Here is a 19992-nt window from a genome sequence, read left to right as displayed (position 1 = left end):
TGTTTTCTTTAATTCTCCGGGACGATGCATATTTATAACTTAGTAAGTTCATTACCATCTAAAAAAGATAAACAGGATTTCACTAACATGGCCCAGAAATATGGTAAAGTCTATTTGGTTGGTTCAGGCCCGGGTGACCCGGAACTATTGACACTTAAAGCGCGCAGGCTTCTTGATACTGCTAAAGTCGTGGTATATGACCAGCTTCCTGGGAAGGCTATAATTGATTCCATCTCCGAAACCGCTGAAAAGATAGATGCAGGTAAACATGCAGGGGATCACACGCTCACTCAGGATGAGATCAATGCTTTGATTATTCAGAAGGCAAAGGAAGGAAATGATGTAGTTCGCCTGAAAGGTGGTGACCCTTATATGTTTGGCCGTGGGGGCGAAGAGGCTCAGGAACTGATAGCAGAGGGAATAGAATTTGAAGTCGTACCAGGCATAACATCAGCAGTTGCTGTTCCTGCGTATGCGGGCATACCGGTGACACATAGGGACCATGCCTCAATGGTCACTTTCATCACGGGGCATGAGGACCCAACCAAAGAGGAAAGCTCCCTTGACTGGGAGACACTTGCAAAATTTGATGGAACCATTGTCGTATTCATGGGTGTCAAGATGCTTGGCAGGAATGTCGGTGAGCTTATGAAATACGGAAAGGACCCAAAGACTCCTGTGGCTCTCATAGAAAGAGGTACAAGACCTGATCAGCGTGTCACAGTTGGTGTCCTTGACAATATAGCCGATATTGCAAAAGAAAGAGGCGTTAAGGCTCCTGCCATAACAGTTATTGGAAACGTTGTCACGCTTCATGAGATACTAGGTGAACAGGTTTCAGACAGTTTGGAGTAGAAGGTTTTCGTATGACAGAACAAGTCAAAAGACCAGTACTTGCAATAATGAGGCCACAGCGCTACATTAACGAATCGGTAGCTCTTGCTGAGTCCATGGGTTTTGAGCCCGTAGCAGTGCCTATGATAGAACTTGCCGATATGAGGGATGAATACTTCGATGGCTTTGTCGAAAGGATTTATTCTGGTATATCGGATTATGTGATCTTCACAAGTGCCAATGGAATTGATTTCACTCTCAGCAAACTCCCTTCAGATGACAGGGGCAGGTTCATTGAAGCACTGAATGCTACAAAGATCATAGCCATTGGTCCCACAACCCGTAAGTCTCTGGAGCATCTGGGTATCAATGTAATTGGAATGCCAGGTGTGTACAGTTCTGAAGGACTGGTGGATTTTCTCTGTCCTGAGATAAAAGGAAAAGTCATTGACACTGCAAGGAGTTTTTATGGTTCATCCTTACTCATAGATGGTCTGAAAGGGTGTGGTGCCGACGTACATGAAACCAATGTTTATACGCTTACAAAACCCGAGGGTAATGAACAGGAAGAATTCATACGCAAGGTATTTGATGGTGAGATTACTGTCTTTGCATTCACCAGTTCCATGATGGTACGTAACTTCTTTGAGTGTGCTGTGAGCCAGACTACAAAGAACGACATAGTCAATATCATGAACAATTCTATAGTAGCAGCTATAGGCATACCTACCGCCCAAACGCTTGAAAGCTATGGTGTGAAGGTTTCAGTTACGCCTGGAAAGTTCACATTTGAAGATATTCTTAAGAAAGTTCTGGAATTGCTCAATTAAGCTTTTCCGGAATTTTCCTGTTTTTATGTTCAGTACCATAGATATAATATAGGATGATTGTATAAGAATTCGCATATATTAGAACGATCTTCTTTTATTCTTCGATTTCGGAGTCTGATCATGATAGGTATTTCAAAACTTTATTGCAGAACTGTGGAGCCCTCAGATGCGCTTCGCTATGGGCGTGACTCAAAGAAACTTCCCTCTCATTTGCTCCAGTTCTCAAAGGATAAAAAGCCGGTTGTAGTCTGGAATGTTACTCAGCGCTGTAATCTTCGGTGTGTTCATTGCTATGCACATTCCAGGGATATTGATTACATAAATGAGCTTACTCTGGAGGAGGGTAAAGCCCTCATAGATGATCTTGCTGATTTTGGATGTCCTGTAATTCTGTTTTCAGGTGGTGAGCCTCTCATGAGAAAAGACCTTCCTGAGTTGGCAGGCTATGCGACATCAAAAGGGATCAGGGCAGTAATATCCACTAACGGAACGATGATCACTCCTGATATGGCAAGAACTCTCAAGGACATAGGTCTCTCCTATGTAGGAATTTCTCTTGATGGTATGCGGGAAACCAACGATAAATTCCGTGGTGTCGAAGGTTCTTTTGACAGAGCATTAGAAGGTCTCCACAACTGCCAGAAAGAAGGCATAAAAGTGGGGTTGAGATTTACCATCAACCGCCATAATGTACATGACATTCCGGCAATATTTGACTTGATGGAGAAGGAAAATATTCCACGTATCTGTTTCTATCATCTTGTGTATGCCGGACGTGGTTCGAAAATGATAAATGAGGATCTCTCTCTTGAGGAAAGCCGCAAGACTGTTGATATGTTGATGGATAAAACACGAGAGCTTCACAACAAGGGTAAGGCGGTTGAGGTTCTGACCGTTGATAATCACTGTGATGGTCCATATATATATCTGCGTCTCCTGAAAGAGGATCCTGAAAGAGCAGCTGAAGTCCTGAAACTCTTAAAAATGAACAGGGGTAACTCTTCAGGTATTGGTTTTGGTTGTGTTTCATGGGATGGCTCGGTTCATCCGGATCAGTTCTGGAGGCATTACTCCTTTGGAAATGTAAAGGATCGTAAGTTCAGTGAGATATGGGGGGACACCAGCGACGAGCTTATGGCCGGGCTAAAAGATCGAAAGCCTCTGATCAGGGGAAATGCTGATAGATGTGCCAGATGCAAGTGGTTCGATGTCTGTAACGGAGACTTCCGTGTACGTGCAGAATCTGTCCGTGGTAATATATGGGCAGATGATCCGGCATGCTACCTGAGCAATGAAGAGATAGGTTACGATGATTTCCAGTAACCTCTTTTTCATTTAATTTTTAACGCATATGCGGGGCCATATAACTCAGCAATAAATAAGCCATGATCCATACTACAAGAGCAAGAAATGCAAATTTAGCTATAAGCTTTGCTAACATTACCATCACCTCTTTACTTTTTGCAGGCTTTCATTGTGCCTCTATGTAAGGGTGAAGTGAACAGGTATAAAAAAGATGTGGCTACTGATGTCACAAATTATGTATTTTTGATATGTATAATCAGATTTCTATGCAGTTTTGCCAGATTCCGTGAATGTTACAGTATTCAAGGGCGCAGAATGCCTTGAAGTTATCAATATTGTTCACATGGAATGTAGCGACAGGGTCCGTGTGGACTGGCTCGAAGGTCATTTTTCCAAAGTCAATTGTTTTTCCTTCTTTTGTTATACCATAGAGTTCAACCCATTCTATGTGGTGTTCGACTGTGTTTGGGTGTGGTACTTCTTTTCCTACAACTACCCGTACAAAGTCAGCTTTTGACTGGCCATGCCCCCTGATTATTTCTATTTCAGGAACATGTTTCTCTTTTCCTTCGACTTCTTTTCCTTTCAATATTTCCCCAAATTCCATATATTTCACCTTTTATCGTTTATTTCGTGTGATTATTGATCATTCTTCTTTGCAGGTGCAGTGAATGTCCTTGATTCAAGCTCTTTGTCAATCATGAAAAGGCCATTTCCGTCATTGCCTACAAGTTTGAGCTTTGCGATCAGTTCATTGTCATTTGCTTCTTCCTCTATCTGTTCTGTGACGAACCACTGGAGGAATATCTGGGTTGCATAGTCCTTTTCTCCATTTGCAAGGTCTACAATGTCATGTATTGACTTTGTGATGAACTGTTCGTGTTTCAGTGTTGCCTCAAACATCTCTAATGGAGTTCCAAAGTTGCCGGGTGGTTTCTCGATTGCATTAAGGACAATCTTTTCACCCTGATCGTTTATGTAATCATATATCTTCATGGCATGGGTCATTTCTTCCTGATACTGGACCATGAACCAGTTGGCGAAACCATTAAGACCGGCATAAGTGCAGTGTGCTGACATGTCCATATAAAGATATGCAGAGTACATTTCCTTATTGATCTGATCGTTAAGGGCTCCTGTCATCTTTTCGCTTAACATTTATTTTCTCCATTCTTTACTTTATATAATCAGAATACAATTACCTCATAGCCTGAATCCATATATCGTGACATGCTTGGATGTCCAAACATTTCATCACACAATTGGAGGTCCTGGTTCTTTGCGCTTTCAAGGCTTTCCATTTTAGATGCACATGCTCTGCATACGCAGTCTATCAATCCCGCATCCTTCGCTTTTGTATAAAGGTTTGTAAATGGTCTGTTTTCACCTTCTGCCTCTTTAATAAGCTTGGTTGCAGAACCTTCGATTATCAATTTAACATCATAACCTTTCTTTTTCATATCAAGTGTATTCATCAAAGCATGGGTGAAACACATTTCCTCTCCGTTAAAAGCAAAAACAGCTATTTTTCTCATAGGACCCCTTTATCTGACAAATCGCTTTTCCTTCCCCGGGTTAATATGATTTAGATTTGTATAAAGTGTTTTCGGTTTCCCATACTTTTATTCAAAATATAGAAGTACTGTGACTGTATTTATTTGACTGGAACAAAATAGTAAGGTTGATATAGTAAATTATCCTCACATGAAGTGGCTTGTCCCATTGCACATAGCTGGTCAAAGAATATGGCATATGTTCCGGACGGTATCATCACCCATTCGTCAAGGAAATATTTGCTTTCGATCGTACACCAATTGCCTTTTGTCCAGTCGGGTTTTTCTACAAGATTCTCTTTTGTGCAGGGGCAGCCTCCCTTTGAAAATATGTTCAGTTTCCGTTCTGTTCCATTTTTTTTGAATTGTCTGCATATTTCATCATCCCTGCTCTAACCAGATAATTTAAATAATGATACACCACTTAGGATAAAAACACAATCACTACATTCAATTACAAGATTACGTTTATCGGAGTGTCACAATGACCGTCCCAAAAGAATATGACCCACACATTATAGAACCTAAATGGCGTGATTCATGGAATATGTCCATGTATCATTTTGACTGGAAAGACAAAAACAGACCCCAGTTCATAATAGATACGCCACCACCATATCCTACGGGAAATTTCCATATAGGCAATTCCCTTAACTGGTGCTACATTGATTTTGTTGCAAGATACAAGCGTATGTGCGGGTATAATGTGATGTTCCCCCAGGGCTGGGATTGCCATGGCCTTCCTACTGAAGTAAAGGTAGAAGAGATCCACGGTATCACAAAGAACGAGGTTCCAAGGGAAGAGTTCAGGAACATGTGTCGTGAGCTTACTGTTGGCAACATTGAGAAAATGAGGAATACAATGCTGAACCTCGGTTTCTCTACTGACTGGAGCAATGAATTCGTGACAATGGAGCCTGAATACTATTCAAAGACCCAGAGGTCTTTCAGGAAGATGTATGATATGGGGCGTCTCTACCAATCTGAGCATCCGGTCAACTGGTGTCCAAGATGTGAGACTGCAATTGCTTTTGCAGAAGTTGAATATGATTCCAGGGAAACCAAACTCAATTACCTGCATTTTGATAAGCTTGAGATCGCAACAAGCAGACCGGAATTACTTGCAGCCTGTGTTGCGGTTGCTATCAACCCCGAGGATGAGCGTTATAAGGAGTATCTCGGTTCAATGGTCATGGTTCCACTTTTCGGTCACGAGGTAAAGGTCATAGGTGACAAGGATGTAGATCCTGCATTCGGTACCGGCGTGGTCATGATATGTACCTTCGGTGACAAGCAGGATGTCAGGTGGTGGATGGAGCACAGTCTCCCGCTGCGTAAGGCAATTGACAAGAACGGTCATATGACCGAGATTGCCGGCAAGTACCACGGAATGAGCATTCCTGAATGTAAGAAAGCCATTATCGAGGATCTTGAAGCAGAAGGTTATCTGTTTGAACAGAAACCTCTTGAACAGAATGTCGGTATGTGCTGGAGATGTGACACTCCTATTGAGATCCTTTCCGAGCGCCAGTGGTTTATCAAGATCGACACAGATGAGGTTTCAAAGGCAGCAAATGAGATTAAATGGCTGCCCGAGTACATGAAGGTCAGGCTTGACAACTGGACGAACACGATGGAATGGGACTGGTGTATTTCCCGCCAGAGACTCTTTGCAACACCAATTCCTGTATGGTACTGTAAACACTGTGGCGAGGTAATGGTCGCAAAGGAAGAATGGATGCCTATTGACCCGACACAACAGCAACCACCTGAAGCATGCAAATGTGGCAGCACAGAGTTCGAGCCTGAAGAGGACGTCCTGGACACCTGGATGGATTCGTCCATCACAGTGCTTCATGTCACAGGCTGGCTTACTGATCATGAGATGAGACTTCCTGCACAACTTCGTCCACAGGGCCATGATATTATCAGAACATGGGCATTCTACTCTATATTACGCTCTATGGCTATTGCAGGCAAAAGACCATGGGATTCTATCCTGATCAACGGTATGGTGCTTGGTGAAGATGGTCATAAGATGAGCAAATCACTTGGTAACGTCATAGCTCCCGAAGAAGTGATTAAGGACTACAGTGCGGATTCTTTCAGGCAATGGGCCGCTATCGGTGGCTCACCAGGATCTGATGTCATGTTCCGCTGGAAAGATGTGGTTTCTGCATCAAGGTTCTTTGCAAAGATGTGGAGTATCTACAGGTTTGCCATGTCTCATCTTGAAGATTACGAGCACTGCGAAGTGGATATCTCAGAACTGAAGATCGTAGACAAGTGGCTTCTCAGTAATCTTTACCGGCTTATCGGATCAGTTACGGAATCTATGGAAATGTATCAGTTTGATGAGGCATTCAAGGCTGTCAGGGGTTTCACATGGGATATCCTTGCTGACAATTACATCGAACTAGTAAAATCACGTCTATATAGCGACGATGATTCCGGAAAGATGGCTGCAAAATATACTCTGTATGTAACCATTGATGCTCTTTCCCGTCTGCTTGCGCCATTTGCTCCGTTCTTTGCAGAGGAAATGTTCTCCCACATAGGTTGTGGCAGCGTACATATCCAGTCCTGGCCAAAAGCATGTGAGTCTATGGTCGATGTGGATGTCGAGAAGTCTGGTGAGTTCATAAAGGATATTGCAAGCAGCGTTCGAAGATACAAGTCTGAGCATGGTATGGCACTCAATGCCCCTCTTGCAAAAATAGAGATATATGGCAGCCTTGCAGACATCACCGATGTACTTGGTGCTACAAACTCTCCTGTGGAGGTCATTGCAGGTGAACCTGATTTTGAGCATGTTCCGGTAAATGTCAAGCCCAACATGGGCATCATCGGTCCGAAATTCAGGGGACAGGCAAAGGACATAATCAATGCACTGATTGAAGAGAATCCCAAAAAGATTGCTGATGAAATTGCAAAAGGAAAGATCACTGTAATGGTTAACGGGGATATGCTTGAGCTTGACCCTGAATGTGTTGAGGTCGAGAAGGAAGTGGTTTCGGCAGGAAGGTCAGTTGATGTTCTGGATATCAGCGGGGTTCCCATTGTTATTGTAAGGTGAACTTCTATGGATGCTTTGTGTGGGTCCTGCCCTCATAAACTTTAAGAGCATCCATCCCTTATTTTATCCAAATTAATATTTATTGCCTGACAGGTGGTTAGTTGAAAATAAAATCCAGGGTCCAGTTAAGGAAATCTGCAAAGAATCAACTTTTAAGCGATATCAATTCCATTTTTGGCGAAGAGGTAAAACAGCTTGAAAACAGCAAGTTTGAAACAGCAAACGTAGATGAACTTTCCCTTATATTAGTAGATGGTGAACCGCTTCTGTTTCAGGTAAACGGTACCTATTTCCCGACTGTAAGGGGAGCATTGAAGCTGGGGCTCAGGAAGAATGTAGTAGTAATTGACTCCGGAGCAGTGCGCTTTGTTATCAACGGTGCTGATGTCATGTCTCCGGGAATTGTCAGCGCAGATCCCGATATCAAGGAGAATGATCCTGTTATAATTATCGAAGAGGCTCACAAAAAACCCCTTGCCATTGGGACGGCTATGATGCCGGGGACAGATATGGCAGGAAATAAGGGTAAAGCAGTAAAATCTGTTCATTACGTAGGGGACAAGCTCTGGAATCTTGACATATGAAAGAAATCATTAAAATAGAATGAGTTTGTATATAAATGTCAGCAACACATGACACCTAATACTAACATTCCAGTAACATTTTAAGTAGTAGCGATATCAATATAACAATGTTTTTGAATACATGAGGGTGAATTATGGCAAATATCATGAACAAATTATTCGGTGGAAGCAGTAAAAGCTCAACCACTGAGGATGAATATACGGAACTTGACCTTACCAAGTACGAAGAGGTAATGGATGATGAGCCTGCACAGACCTACATCAGGGTTGCAGAACTAACAAACCTTAATGAGCTTACCTCACTCAAAAAAGAGATATATGATGGTAATATCGTAATGATCGATATATCCCACATCAAAGTGGACAAATTGTTGCTTGATCGTGCTTTAAAAGACCTCAAGGAAGTAGTACTGGATGTTCATGGCGATATTGCCGGCATCAAGGACGATCAAGTTCTTGTAACACCTACAGGTATTAAGATAGACAGATCAAAGATCATTGGTGGAAGATATTGATAGATCGGGATTCCTGTCAGAGTTTTCAAACAAGGACTTCCTGTCCTCTTTGCCACGATGATTTGATAATCAACTGGCAGGGTGATGAGATTCCTTTTTTTGGCGAAGTAATGTACATAACTGCAATGTGCAAATGCAGTTTCCGGTTTACTGACACTATTATTCTCGCGCAGAAAGAGCCAATGCGGTACGAGCTGAAAGTAGAATGTCTTGAAGATCTCAATAGTAGGGTTGTGCGCTCCACCTCAGGTACTATCAGGATACCCGAACTTGGAATTGACGTTGAGCCTGGTTCTATCTCTGATTCTTATATTACCAATATTGAAGGTGTACTTGACAGGATATACAGCGTAGTTGTCACTGCTACTAAATGGTCAGAAGGGGATGAGGAAAAGCATTCCCGTGGGCTTGAGGTCCAGAAAGCTCTGGAAGAGGCTATTGATGGTAAAAAGGTTCTTACCGTTATAATAGAGGATCCTTTTGGTAACAGTGCTATTATTTCTGAAAAGGCAAAATCATATGTGCTTGCTCCTGATGAAGCTGAACATCTAAAGACAGGAATGATCGTCTTTGATGTGAACTCTTCGGAGGTGGAGCTTGATGCATGTGACTCCGAACACATACTAAAGGAATAATTTTTGTATTCTCTTTTCTATTTTATCTGAGAACCCTTAAGTATTTATTTGCTGAATAGATACTATCCTAACTAAATTATACATGGGGGAAGTTATCTGGACGACGAATCATGTAAAGGGGCAAGCTTGCCATTGATCGGCGATGATGCGCCTTCTTTTAAAGCCAGGACTACTCTGGGACTGGTAAATTTCCCGGAAGATTACAAAGGAAAATGGGTTATCTTTTTCAGCCATCCTTCTGACTTTACTCCGGTCTGCACTACGGAATTCATAAAATGTGCTACTATGCAGGAAGAGTTGAAACAGCTCAATACTGAACTAATAGGTCTTTCTGTTGACAGTATCTACTCCCACATCGCATGGCTGGAAACTATCCGGGATAGGATCGATTACAAGGGCTTTAAGAATATAGATGTGATGTTCCCGGTCATAGAGGACCTGAGTATGGGGGTTGCACGTAAGTACGGCATGATCCATCCGAATGCCCATTATACGCCCGAATCTATCCTTGAGAGGTTTGAAAAGTCCGGAGGAGTTGTACAAATACAGGAATTTACAACAGAAACTATCCGGGCTGTTTTCATAATTGATCCAATGGGTAAAATAAGGGCTATTCTCTACTATCCTTTTTCCAATGGCAGAAGCATGGATGAGGTAAAGCGTCTATTAGTTGCGATACAAAAGTCTGATAGTGAACAAGTATCAACTCCTGAGGGGTGGCTTCCGGGAGATGATGTAATTTTGCCATGTCCTGTTACGTGGATCGGAGCCAAGGAAAGAACTGATACGTCAGATGAGGGCCTGAGATGTATTGACTGGTTCCTTTGTTTTAAAAAGGACATTAATCGGCCTTAAATGCATATCCATTTTACATTTTTATTCTTTATTTGTTTTACTCTGTCGACTTTGGCCTACTGTTTGGGCTATGAAAGGAAATGGCTATAAGCAATGTACTTATTAATGTAGCCAAAATCAAGTATAAACAGGTGAATAAATGGCAGAGCAAGAAAAAGAGGCTGCACTTCCTTCTAAAGATAATTTCAGTGAATGGTATAATGATCTTCTTATGAAAGGTGAGATCATGGATGTACGTTATCCTGTCAAAGGATTATATGTATGGTTTCCTTTTGGTTTTAGCATCAGAAGGAATGTTTACAATATTATTCGCAAGCTGCTTGACAAGGATCATCAGGAAACACTGTTTCCACTTCTTATTCCTGAAAATGAGTTCATGAAAGAAGCCGAACATATCAAAGGCTTTGAGGACGAAGTCTACTGGGTAACCCATGGCGGTACTACTCCGCTGGATGTTAAACTGGCACTGAGGCCTACAAGCGAGACTGCTATCTATCCGATGTACAAGTTGTGGATCAGGTCTCATGCAGATATGCCTCTAAAACTCTACCAGATAGTCAACACATTCAGATATGAAACTAAACACACGCGTCCGTTGATCAGGTTGCGTGAGATAACTTCCTTTAAGGAAGCTCATACGGTCCATGCTACATGGGAAGATGCGGCATCACAGGTTGATGAGGCTATAAGGATCTATACTGAGTTCTACCGTCAGCTTGCTGTTCCTGTTCTTGCATCCAGGAGGCCGGACTGGGACAAGTTCCCAGGTGCTGATTATACAATAGCCACTGATGCCTTGATGCCCGATGGCAAGACTTTACAGGTAGGTACGGCTCATCACCTTGGCGATAATTTTGCAAAAACATTCGATATAACTTATGAAAATACGGATGGGGAGCAGGTTTATGCTTACCAGACATGTTATGGCATATCCGAACGTTCCATTGCTGCCATGATATCCATACATGGTGATGATAAAGGTCTGGTTCTTCCTCCGGCAATTGCTCCTGTGCAAGTCGTGATAATTCCTATTATATTCAAGGAATCTCAGGATGTTCTTGAAGCTTGCGAAAATTTAAAGGTCACTCTTGAAGAAGCAGGGCTGCGTGTAAAGATGGATGCAAGCGACATCCGTCCGGGTGCCAAATACTATAAATGGGAAATGCGCGGCGTTCCTGTAAGACTGGAACTTGGTCCGAGGGATCTTAAAAATAATGCCGCTATGCTTGCCCGTCGTGACACGGGTGAGAAACAGCAGGTGTCTCTGGATACTATTAAAGATGAAGTCCTTTCTTTGCTCTATAAGATCCATGAGGATCTATATGATAAGGCAAAGGCACGCGTCCAGGAACGCATCTTTGAATGTGAGGAATTTGATGTAATGAAAGAGAAACTCAATCAGGGGATCGCAAAGATCTTCTGGTGCGGTAATAAGGAATGCGGCCTGAAGCTTGAGGATGAGATCGGCGCGGGTATACTTGGCATACCCACTGATCAGGCAGAAGGATGTTCCGGCAAATGTCCTGTATGCGGCTTGGATGCAAACACGCAGGTATATGTTGCCAGGACTTACTGAAGTTTCTCTGGAAAAAGTCATATACACCTTCTAAAATACATCTAGGCGATTGGTATGGATACAATAGCACCTGAAAAAGTCCGGTTACCTGAAAAACCATTGTTCGTATGCGTTCTTGGAAACACAGAGACGGCCTATATAGAAGGTCTGTCTGCGGCAGGCAAGACTGCAAAACTAACCGACTACACGCCGGCGGGCGATGCTGAAGTCCTTGAAACGGGCACTATCATTGATATTCCTATCCTGCCAATGACGCCTCCGTATGATACGCCTACACCTGCCCTTATTACGCGTGCGGCTCTTTCACTGACAGGAATTCCTCATATATTTGTAAATGCAGGTTTGAAGGTTCTTCCGGCAAAACAGGTGCCACTGTTCGATATCGGTGGACTTCCAGGTGATGATATAAGAAAACCGATTGCAGTGCACAATGTTGAAAATGCCTTCAAAAATGCCTTTGCTCTTGGTGAGAAGCTTGCAAAGGATCATGACTTTATTGTGATCGGCGAAAGTATTCCTGCGGGAACAACAACCGCTAATGCAGTGCTCCAGTCTCTGGGTTATGATGGTAATGTCAGCAGCAGTTCAAGCTCTAATCCGCTTAATCTTAAAAAACAGGTTGTAGAGGAAGCCCTTAAGTCATCAGGTATTACTTGTGGTTCTCTGCGCAATGATCCGCTCAAAGCGCTGGCATACGTTGGTGATCCCATGATGGTTGCAGTTGCAGGTCTTGCAGCAGGTCTGGGGGATATTCCTATTATTCTTGCAGGGGGCACTCAGATGGTTTCTATATTTGCGGTTATCAAACATCTGGGTTACCCAACGGGAAATATGAAAATAGTTACTACCAGCTATGTTATACGTGACACCTCGGCAAATTTTGTAGATCTTGCCAGGGAGTTAGGTGCCAGCTACGAGGGTGTAGATCCTGGGTTTGGTAAGTCCAGATCCAAGGGCTTGCAACAGTATGAGGTTGGTTTTGTTAAGGAGGGCGTAGGTGCAGGCGGTGCTATCTATATGACTGGTATGTTTGGTTATTCTATGGAAGAATTGCGCTTAAAGATAGAGTTACTTTGTGATGAGTTGTGCAAATTAGGGGATTTGAACCGGGTCGTTGGTGAAACTATCTAAGCCGCAGGGGATGTGGTACCGCTAAATATATCATTGATAAGATGTATTCTGGGGATACTACCCGAAATTATGGGGCTGTGGCCTAGCCCGGCATGGCGATGGGCTCCAGCGGATAAATGATGAACAACGGGTCTACTGAGATCAACCCGACGGGGTTGGTTTGTGAGGAGCCGTTGGAGCACTGATATGTGCTCGTGAACTGAAAGCTGCTTTTTGCAGCTGTTCGGAGAGACCCGTCGATCGTGAGTTCGAATCTCACCAGCCCCACTTCCTTCCTTGCATTGATTGTTCTTTTGCAAGGCTGGTTTTTCTTTTGATGCCTAAACTTTATATGCAGATAAAACTATATAATTAATAGTAAAATATAAAATAATAAATTACCACAACGAATGTGACAAGATACTGAGGTTACCACCAGTCTTATATTGGACTATATTTATTTAATTTACGTGCAAACAGGGAGCCTATGATTCATGCGAGATCAGGATAAAGTACTCATTGTTGATGACGAACAGGCCATAGTGGAGTTGATGGGCCTTTACCTTAAATCGGATTATGACATAATTCCTGCTTATAGTGGGCAGGAAGCACTGGATAAGGTTAAGAGCGAGAAGCCTGACCTAATTCTGCTTGATGTGATGATGCCTGATATGAATGGGTATGAGGTTTGCAGGGTTTTGAAGACTTCTGTGGAAACTCAGTTCCTTCCGGTTGTTATGGTTACTGCTTTGTCCGGAAAGGATGACCGTATCAAAGGGATCGAGGTTGGTGCCGATGAGTTCCTTGGCAAGCCTGTGAACAGGCTTGAACTTGTTACCAGGGTGAAATCCCTTCTGAGGATAAAGCATCTTCAGGATAAGATCCTTGCTGAAAGGAACGAAGCAATGAACTATCTGGACGTTGCCGGTTTTATTATTTTTGTCCTTGATATGGATATAAAGATCAATCTGGTTAATAGCAAGGGCAATAATATACTGGATTATGGTGAATTTGAGTTGATTGGGCATGATTTTTTAAAAACCATGTTGCCGGAAGCTCTAAGGGCTGATATCAGTGAAAAGTTCAATAAAGCTTTAATTGGTGAATCTGAACTTCCTGAATTTATGGAGCATCCTGTTCTTGCAAAGAATGGTAGGGAAATTACAGTGCGTTGGTATAACGTTGTCTTAAAAGATAAAGAAGGCAATGCCACAGGTATTTTGTGCTCAGGTGAGGATTTGAGTAAATTCCAGTGATCTCTCTTGCGTTATAGTATGGGATTTCTTATCTTATGCTTCTGTGGGAATGCTCTCCTTTTCCTCTTCTTTTTAAAAAGACCTTATGTTGCACAAGGCATTCTTTAAGGTATTGCAAAGTACATGTTTTTCCTGATTGAATGTGCAAAGGTTTAAATCCAATCACGTTAAGTACTAGTCCTGTTTCATTGTCGGGATAAGTCCCGTGGGAATGTGGCTTTACAAAAGCTGAACCGTGAAACTAGAAATGAAACTTAGGTGAACAAATTGTCAAAATCATTTTATGCATACGTAAGAGACGCATGGAAAAACCCTGACACTACATATGTCCAGGAACTAAGATGGGAAAGACTCCAGGAATGGAGGAAGGAAGGATCTGTTACAAAGATCAGGCGTCCAACCCGTATAGATCGTGCCCGCTCCCTTGGATACAAGGCTAAGCAGGGTATCGTTGTAGCCCGTGTACATGTACGCAGGGGTAGTCTTAGAAAGTCAAGGTACATTCGTGGAAGGCGTACCCAGCGCATGGGTAAGAACAAGATCACTGCCGGAATGAGCCTTCAAAGGATGGCTGAAGGGCGTGCAGGCAGGAAATTCCCGAACATGGAAGTTCTCAACTCCTACTGGGTAGGCGAAGATGGAAAGTTGAAGTGGTTCGAGGTTATCCTTGTGGACCCAAGCCACCCTGTAATAAAGAGTGACAAGAACCTTAACTGGATCTGCAACAGCACCCAGAAGGGACGTGCAGAGCGCGGTAAGACCAGTGCAGGCCGTAAGGGTAGAGGTATGATGTCACGCGGAAAAGGCACTGAAAAGACCAGACCAAGTCTCAGGTCAAACCAGAACCGGGGCAAGTGATCCATTATATTAACTTGCGTGTGATCGCGCACTCAACTGAGGATCTTTCCAGGGTACGTGCTGCCCTGGACTTCTTTTTAGGAAATGCCATTGGCAAATCTGGAAATACTGTTACTGATGAATTAGTCGAGGTAACGGATATTGAAGGCCACTATGGTAATTCCTTTGTGATGCTCAGTTCACAGATCGCCCGCAAATCGGACTGTGCAAAACTTGCCAGGTTCATCCGGGAGGCTATGTCTCCTGAGGATGTTGAGTCCCTGTGCAATGAAATGCCTGACAGGCTGGATGACGAGCAGTTATTCCATATGAGGTTTGACAAGCAGGCTGCTTTCCTTGGGAAAGTAGTATTGAGTTCTTCATCTGATGCTATTACTGTAAAGGCAAAGATAGCCACTTACCCCAAGGACCGTCTTCAAGCGGGGCTGATAGTGGAGGAATTGTTTGGTTAAGCCCAAATTTTACGATTTGAATGTCTATTCTGTGCCCGAAGGTAAAAACACCGTTGAAGAACTGGCTGCTCTTGCAAAGCATTTTGGATATAGGGGCATTGCCATTACGAATCCTTCAAATTCATGTCCCCCTGGAAAACCCACTGTAGCAGATGGTATCGACATTTTCAGTGGTGTTGAACTGAAGGTGGAAAATGCATCAAAGTTGCACGGACTTATAGGAAAGTATCGGAAGATCGTTGATGTTATTATTGTTTATGGTGGCAGTGAAAGCGTAAACCGGGCAGCTGTAGAGAATTCCAATGTAGATGTTCTATCGAATTTTGGTTCTTTAAAAGATAGCGGACTGAATCATGTGCTGGCTAAGTCCGCACATGAGAATGATGTTGCAGTTTCTTTTGACCTCGGCGAGATAATCAGCCAGCATGGCGGTAGAAGAATCAGGGCATTATCGAATTTCAAGAAAGACCTGAAGCTTGTTCGCAAGTACGATGTTCCTTTTCTGCTAACGGGTAATGTCAGATCTTGTTATGACCTGCGTGCTCCTTATGAGTTGATGGCCCTGGCAGAGCTTTTTGGTATGACTCGTGAAGAAGCAATGTCCGGTCTTTCTACAACTGCGGAACAGATTATCTCAAAGAACCGGCCTTCTGCCAATTATGTGTCTTCTGGCGTGGAAATTGTCAGTGTTCCTTCAAATGATGCTGGTATTTTTTTGGAAGAAGGTGATGGACAATGAAGGTGCTTCCGCCCACCATGCGAGAAAACAAAAGATATCTTGCATTTGAACTTATTGCCGATGGCCAAGTAAGCAGGGATGACCTGATCAGGGAAATGTTCTCTTCATCTGGTAGTTTGCTTGGTGATCTTGGTTCAAGTGAATGCAACATATGGCTTTTTGCCTTTGATGACCTTAAAGGTGTGGTAAGTTGTGACCGGGAGCATGTTTCTAAAACACGTGCTGTTCTAGCTACAATTACCAGTGTAAAGGGCAAAAGGGTCAGTTTCCATATTCTTGGTGTGTCGGGTACGGTTCTCGGTGCAACAAAAAAGTATTTAGAGGGTGTGGATATATTTAACCCCGAAGAACAGTCACGTATAAATGAGTAGAAAGCATATTTCAGTTATTATCGTATATATTCTATTATTCAAATAAATTAGGAGATGAAGCGAAGATGCAAATGACACCACAGATGGGCTATGATCGTGCCATTACAGTTTTTAGTCCAGACGGACGTCTCTTTCAGGTAGAATACGCAAGAGAAGCAGTTAAGAGGGGTACTACCGCAGCAGGAGTAAAAGCAAAAGATGGTGTGGTACTGCTTGTGGATAAAAGAATCACAAGCAGGTTGATTGAAGCTGAATCCATTGAGAAGATATTCCAGATCGATGACCATATTGGTGTTGCCACTTCAGGCCTGGTAGCCGATGCTCGTGCACTTGTAGACCGGGCAAGGGTAGAAGCCCAGGTAAATATGGTATCCTATGATGAGCCAATAGGTGTTGAAGTGATTGCCAAGAAAATATGTGATCACAAACAAACCTATACTCAGTATGGCGGTGTTCGTCCTTACGGTACTGCTCTTCTTATAGCAGGTGTTGATGATTCTAGGCCACGCCTTTTTGAAACAGATCCAAGTGGTGCACTACTTGAATACAAGGCAACAGCTATTGGTGCTGGAAGAAATGCCTTTATGGAGATATTTGAGGCAGACTACAGGGCTGATATGGATATTGATGCTGCCATCATGTTAGGAATGAAAGCACTTTACACTTCCACAGAAGGAAAAGTGGACGCATCTACCTTGGAACTTGGTGTTGTAACTCTTGAAGGCCGTCAGTTCAGAAAGCTTTCAGAAGAAGAGGTTGAAACTTATGTTTCAAGAGTTCGCGAAGAACTCAAAGACAATATCAAAGAAGAAAAAGCAGAGAATCAGGAAGAAACAACTGAATAAAAATCTAACATTACAAGCATGGAGTGAACTAACATGGTATCTCTTGATGGGTCTGTGACTGCAAGGCTCAAGAAAGGAAAGAATCATTTCGAAGTATTTGTTGATCCAGAAGGCGCGTTTGCGTTTAAAAGGGGAGAGAATCTGAATATAGAGGATATAATAGCCGTAGAGTCTATCTTCTCTGATGCCAATCAAGGAGACCATGTTGCGGAATCTGATCTGGTAAGTACTTTTGGTACTAACAATGTAATGGAGATTGCCAAACAGATACTCTTGCACGGTGAGCTTCAGCTCACAACAGAACAAAGAAAGCGCATTCTGGAAGAAAAGACCAGGAAGGTCATCACTTTCATTGCGCAGAATGCTATCAACCCCCAGACAAAAACCCCTCATCCTCCTGCAAGGATCGAAAAGGCAATGGAAGAAGCAAAAATCCATATAGATCCTCTTAAAAGTGTTGATGAACAGGTAAATATTGTAATGAAAGCCATTCGGCCGATAATACCTATAAGATTTGAAGAAGTTGATGTTGCTGTAAAAGTTCCGCCTGAATATGCAGCAAAGGCTTACGGGGAGATCGCCAAATTTGCAACCCTTGTAAAAAATGAATGGCAAGGCAATGGGTCATGGGTTGCAGTTGTAAGGATGCCTGCAGGCATGCAGAATGATTTCTATGGTCTTGTCAATCACCTTACAAAAGGGGATGCTGAAACAAAATTATTATGAGGCTGCATAATGGAGCGTGAAATTGTAATTCCGGGGCAGCTATTGTCCGAAAACAAGGCGGATTCCGGTTCTGGTACTTATGTAAAGGACGGGAAAGTCTATTCCTTTTTATATGGGGTAAAGAATTCCAAACATAAGATATCTGTAATTCCTTTTTCCGGGAAATATATTCCTTCATCCAGGGACTATGTTATCGGTACGGTTATAGAGGTAACTCCTTCTAACTGGATATTCGATATTGGTTCTCCTTATGATGGATTATTACATGTGTCAGAGTATCCCAGGCGTGTGGACTCAGACAAAATGACGGAAATTATGGATTTCGGTAGCTCGGCTTTGCTTCGCATAAAAGATGTAAGTTCATCCATGAAGGTCGAACTGACTATGAGAGAACATGGTCTGAGGGCTCTTAATGTGGGCCGGCTTATTGAAATAACACCTACAAAGGTCCCGCGTATCATAGGGCACAGCGGTTCTATGGTATCTATGCTTAAGAAAGAAACAAATTGCGAGATATTTGTGGGTCAGAATGGAAGAATCTGGATCAGAGGGACAGATGCTGAAATGGACCTTCTCAATGAAGCTATTGAGCTTATACTGAAACATTCTCACACTTCCGGCTTAACGGATCGAATCTCTCATTTTTTAAAAAATGAGGTAGATGTTGTTTCTGAGAAGGATGAAACTGTTTTACAGGAAGATCTCGCAGAGGATGCAGAAGATGAAAGCGAGATACAGGAAGAGACCTACAGAAAAGTGGATGCACTTCTGGAAGAGGATGGTAATTGATCCGGATGTATCTCTTTTTTATCAACAGGGAGAATGTGCGAACATTGGAGAATTAATATGAGTGATAAACCTGAAAAGTTCATTGATGAAAATGGATTGCGTCTCGATGGCAGGCGCGTTGATGAGATCAGGCCTATGAAAATGGAGATCGGCGTACTCTCCAGGGCTGATGGTTCATGTTATCTGGAATGGGGTAAGAATAAGGTGCTTGCGGCTGTATATGGTCCAAGGGAACTTCATCCAAGAAGATTACAGAAGTCAGATTCTGCATTGATCAGATATCGTTACAATATGGCTGCTTTTTCCGTAGAGGATCGCATAAGGCCAGGTCCAAGCAGAAGAAGCATTGAAATATCAAAAGTAAGCAGGGAAGCATTCGAGCCCGTTGTACTGACTCATCTTTATCCGGGTGCTGTTATTGATATCTTTGCAGAGGTCCTTCAGGCAGATGCAGGAACTCGTACTGCGGCTATTAATGCAGCTTCTATGGCACTTGCAGATGCAGGAATTCCTATGAAAGGACTTGTCTCTGCCTGTGCTGTGGGTAAGGTTGATGGCCAGCTGATACTTGACCTCGATAAACCTGAGGATAACTATGGCGATGCTGATATCCCAATGGCTATGACCTCCGAGGGTGAGATCACCCTTATTCAGATGGATGGTGACGTAACCCCGGAAGAGTTCAAGAGGGCAATTGAAATGTGCAGGGAAGGGTGTCGCCAGATCCTTGAGATCCAGAAAGAAACCCTTCAGAATAAATTTGCCAAACTGAATGAAGTTGAAGTGTCTGATGATGAGGGGGAGGCTGATGTTTCTGCCCTTGTTGAATGCACATTGGACCCTTTAGAAGGTAATGAAATACCTGATGTTGGCGAATCTGAAGATGATGAATCTATAGAAGAAGACCTCGTGGAAGATGCCGAAGCAGAGGATGAGGTTGAATCTGTGGAAGGACAAGATGATACAGACGATCTGTATTCTGATGACGAGGCTGGTGAGCAGGTTGAGGAGTTCGATGACTCCTTCAAGGATGTTGATGAAGAGGACATTCCTGAAGATGATGAAGAAACTGCCTGAGGTGTG

22 protein-coding genes and 1 tRNA gene are annotated in these 19992 nt (G+C 42.9%); 20 read left to right on the top strand and 3 right to left on the bottom strand.

What is annotated here, in order from left to right:
- Positions 1–87: 87 nt before the first annotated feature.
- The 3 genes from cobA to ahbC all read left to right on the top strand — a co-directional run bounded on the left by cobA (position 88) and on the right by ahbC (position 2987).
- Positions 88–855 carry a uroporphyrinogen-III C-methyltransferase gene (gene cobA, locus BB781_RS08105; RefSeq protein ID WP_094227992.1) on the top strand — a complete coding sequence of 256 codons (768 nt, stop codon included), beginning with the start codon at positions 88–90 and terminating at the stop codon, positions 853–855.
- Between the two features lie 11 nt (positions 856–866).
- Positions 867–1664, top strand: a complete 798-nt coding sequence (locus tag BB781_RS08100; RefSeq protein ID WP_094227991.1) for a uroporphyrinogen-III synthase — start codon at positions 867–869, stop codon at positions 1662–1664.
- Between the two features lie 120 nt (positions 1665–1784).
- Complete coding sequence (ahbC, locus tag BB781_RS08095) at positions 1785–2987, top strand: 12,18-didecarboxysiroheme deacetylase (RefSeq protein WP_094227990.1); 1203 nt, start codon at positions 1785–1787, stop codon at positions 2985–2987.
- 238 nt (positions 2988–3225) lie between these two features.
- On the opposite strand, the gene BB781_RS08090 is transcribed toward ahbC, so the two are convergent.
- The 3 genes from BB781_RS08090 to BB781_RS08080 are packed head-to-tail and all read right to left on the bottom strand — an operon-like array spanning position 3226 to position 4504.
- Complete coding sequence (locus BB781_RS08090) at positions 3226–3576, bottom strand: desulfoferrodoxin family protein (RefSeq protein WP_094227989.1); 351 nt, start codon at positions 3574–3576, stop codon at positions 3226–3228.
- 32 nt (positions 3577–3608) lie between these two features.
- Positions 3609–4127, bottom strand: coding sequence for a ferritin (locus tag BB781_RS08085; RefSeq protein ID WP_094227988.1), 519 nt, complete (start codon positions 4125–4127; stop codon positions 3609–3611).
- Between the two features lie 29 nt (positions 4128–4156).
- Complete coding sequence (locus BB781_RS08080; RefSeq protein WP_094227987.1) at positions 4157–4504, bottom strand: DsrE family protein; 348 nt, start codon at positions 4502–4504, stop codon at positions 4157–4159.
- Between the two features lie 502 nt (positions 4505–5006).
- Between BB781_RS08080 and BB781_RS08075 the strand changes: the two genes are divergently transcribed.
- The 17 genes from BB781_RS08075 to rrp41 all read left to right on the top strand — a co-directional run bounded on the left by BB781_RS08075 (position 5007) and on the right by rrp41 (position 19986).
- Positions 5007–7598, top strand: a complete 2592-nt coding sequence (locus BB781_RS08075; protein ID WP_094227986.1) for a valine--tRNA ligase — start codon at positions 5007–5009, stop codon at positions 7596–7598.
- A gap of 101 nt (positions 7599–7699) precedes the next feature.
- Positions 7700–8182 (top strand): RNA-binding protein, encoded by a 483-nt coding sequence (locus BB781_RS08070; protein WP_094227985.1) that lies wholly within the window; start codon positions 7700–7702, stop codon positions 8180–8182.
- A gap of 134 nt (positions 8183–8316) precedes the next feature.
- Positions 8317–8697 carry a cell division protein SepF gene (locus tag BB781_RS08065; protein WP_094227984.1) on the top strand — a complete coding sequence of 127 codons (381 nt, stop codon included), beginning with the start codon at positions 8317–8319 and terminating at the stop codon, positions 8695–8697.
- Entirely contained in the window at positions 8694–9332 is a 639-nt protein-coding gene (locus BB781_RS08060; RefSeq protein ID WP_094227983.1) for a ZPR1 zinc finger domain-containing protein, read from the top strand. The genes BB781_RS08065 and BB781_RS08060 overlap by 4 nt, the downstream gene beginning before the upstream one ends.
- A gap of 126 nt (positions 9333–9458) precedes the next feature.
- Entirely contained in the window at positions 9459–10187 is a 729-nt protein-coding gene (locus tag BB781_RS08055) for a redoxin domain-containing protein (RefSeq protein ID WP_242492582.1), read from the top strand.
- A gap of 139 nt (positions 10188–10326) precedes the next feature.
- On the top strand, positions 10327–11763 hold the full coding sequence (proS, locus tag BB781_RS08050; RefSeq protein WP_094227981.1) for a proline--tRNA ligase: 1437 nt from the start codon (positions 10327–10329) through the stop codon (positions 11761–11763).
- 54 nt (positions 11764–11817) lie between these two features.
- Positions 11818–12894, top strand: a complete 1077-nt coding sequence (gene cobT / locus BB781_RS08045; RefSeq protein ID WP_094227980.1) for a nicotinate mononucleotide-dependent phosphoribosyltransferase CobT — start codon at positions 11818–11820, stop codon at positions 12892–12894.
- A 71-nt stretch (positions 12895–12965) separates the two neighbouring features.
- Positions 12966–13161 (top strand) — tRNA-Trp (locus BB781_RS08040).
- 206 nt (positions 13162–13367) lie between these two features.
- Positions 13368–14129, top strand: coding sequence for a response regulator (locus BB781_RS08035; RefSeq protein ID WP_094227979.1), 762 nt, complete (start codon positions 13368–13370; stop codon positions 14127–14129).
- Positions 14130–14396: 267 nt separating this feature from the next.
- Positions 14397–14987 (top strand): 50S ribosomal protein L15e, encoded by a 591-nt coding sequence (locus BB781_RS08030; RefSeq protein WP_094227978.1) that lies wholly within the window; start codon positions 14397–14399, stop codon positions 14985–14987.
- A 14-nt stretch (positions 14988–15001) separates the two neighbouring features.
- Entirely contained in the window at positions 15002–15439 is a 438-nt protein-coding gene (locus BB781_RS08025; RefSeq protein ID WP_242492581.1) for an RNA-binding protein, read from the top strand.
- Positions 15432–16178, top strand: coding sequence for a ribonuclease P protein component 3 (gene rnp3 / locus BB781_RS08020; RefSeq protein WP_094227976.1), 747 nt, complete (start codon positions 15432–15434; stop codon positions 16176–16178). Before BB781_RS08025 ends, rnp3 begins: the two co-directional genes overlap by 8 nt.
- A complete protein-coding gene (locus BB781_RS08015; protein WP_094227975.1) occupies positions 16175–16549 on the top strand; it encodes an Rpp14/Pop5 family protein in 375 nt (124 codons plus the stop codon). Before rnp3 ends, BB781_RS08015 begins: the two co-directional genes overlap by 4 nt.
- Before the next feature lie 65 nt (positions 16550–16614).
- Positions 16615–17394 (top strand): archaeal proteasome endopeptidase complex subunit alpha, encoded by a 780-nt coding sequence (psmA, locus tag BB781_RS08010; protein ID WP_094227974.1) that lies wholly within the window; start codon positions 16615–16617, stop codon positions 17392–17394.
- Positions 17395–17427: 33 nt separating this feature from the next.
- Entirely contained in the window at positions 17428–18120 is a 693-nt protein-coding gene (locus tag BB781_RS08005; protein ID WP_094227973.1) for a ribosome assembly factor SBDS, read from the top strand.
- Between the two features lie 9 nt (positions 18121–18129).
- Positions 18130–18909 (top strand): exosome complex RNA-binding protein Rrp4, encoded by a 780-nt coding sequence (gene rrp4, locus BB781_RS08000; protein ID WP_094227972.1) that lies wholly within the window; start codon positions 18130–18132, stop codon positions 18907–18909.
- 57 nt (positions 18910–18966) lie between these two features.
- The gene (gene rrp41 / locus BB781_RS07995) at positions 18967–19986 is read left to right on the top strand and encodes an exosome complex exonuclease Rrp41 (protein WP_094227971.1); all 1020 of its coding nucleotides are present in this window, start codon (positions 18967–18969) and stop codon (positions 19984–19986) included.
- Positions 19987–19992: the final 6 nt, after the last annotated feature.

The organism is Methanolobus psychrotolerans, assembly GCF_002243045.1.
Lineage (GTDB): Archaea > Halobacteriota > Methanosarcinia > Methanosarcinales > Methanosarcinaceae > Methanolobus > Methanolobus psychrotolerans.
This window is presented reverse-complemented; position numbering and strand designations above follow the sequence as displayed.

Excerpts from the sequence above, each read along its gene's own strand:
- cobA (WP_094227992.1), top strand. The coding sequence starts at position 88 with ATGGCCCAGAAATATGGTAAAGTCTATTTGGTTGGTTCAGGCCCGGGT.
- BB781_RS08100 (WP_094227991.1), top strand. The coding sequence starts at position 867 with ATGACAGAACAAGTCAAAAGACCAGTACTTGCAATAATGAGGCCACAG.
- ahbC (WP_094227990.1), top strand. The coding sequence starts at position 1,785 with ATGATAGGTATTTCAAAACTTTATTGCAGAACTGTGGAGCCCTCAGAT.
- BB781_RS08090 (WP_094227989.1), bottom strand. The coding sequence starts at position 3,576 with ATGGAATTTGGGGAAATATTGAAAGGAAAAGAAGTCGAAGGAAAAGAG.
- BB781_RS08085 (WP_094227988.1), bottom strand. The coding sequence starts at position 4,127 with ATGTTAAGCGAAAAGATGACAGGAGCCCTTAACGATCAGATCAATAAG.
- BB781_RS08080 (WP_094227987.1), bottom strand. The coding sequence starts at position 4,504 with ATGAGAAAAATAGCTGTTTTTGCTTTTAACGGAGAGGAAATGTGTTTC.
- BB781_RS08075 (WP_094227986.1), top strand. The coding sequence starts at position 5,007 with ATGACCGTCCCAAAAGAATATGACCCACACATTATAGAACCTAAATGG.
- BB781_RS08065 (WP_094227984.1), top strand. The coding sequence starts at position 8,317 with ATGGCAAATATCATGAACAAATTATTCGGTGGAAGCAGTAAAAGCTCA.
- proS (WP_094227981.1), top strand. The coding sequence starts at position 10,327 with ATGGCAGAGCAAGAAAAAGAGGCTGCACTTCCTTCTAAAGATAATTTC.
- cobT (WP_094227980.1), top strand. The coding sequence starts at position 11,818 with ATGGATACAATAGCACCTGAAAAAGTCCGGTTACCTGAAAAACCATTG.
- BB781_RS08035 (WP_094227979.1), top strand. The coding sequence starts at position 13,368 with ATGCGAGATCAGGATAAAGTACTCATTGTTGATGACGAACAGGCCATA.
- BB781_RS08015 (WP_094227975.1), top strand. The coding sequence starts at position 16,175 with ATGAAGGTGCTTCCGCCCACCATGCGAGAAAACAAAAGATATCTTGCA.
- psmA (WP_094227974.1), top strand. The coding sequence starts at position 16,615 with ATGCAAATGACACCACAGATGGGCTATGATCGTGCCATTACAGTTTTT.
- BB781_RS08005 (WP_094227973.1), top strand. The coding sequence starts at position 17,428 with ATGGTATCTCTTGATGGGTCTGTGACTGCAAGGCTCAAGAAAGGAAAG.
- rrp4 (WP_094227972.1), top strand. The coding sequence starts at position 18,130 with ATGGAGCGTGAAATTGTAATTCCGGGGCAGCTATTGTCCGAAAACAAG.
- rrp41 (WP_094227971.1), top strand. The coding sequence starts at position 18,967 with ATGAGTGATAAACCTGAAAAGTTCATTGATGAAAATGGATTGCGTCTC.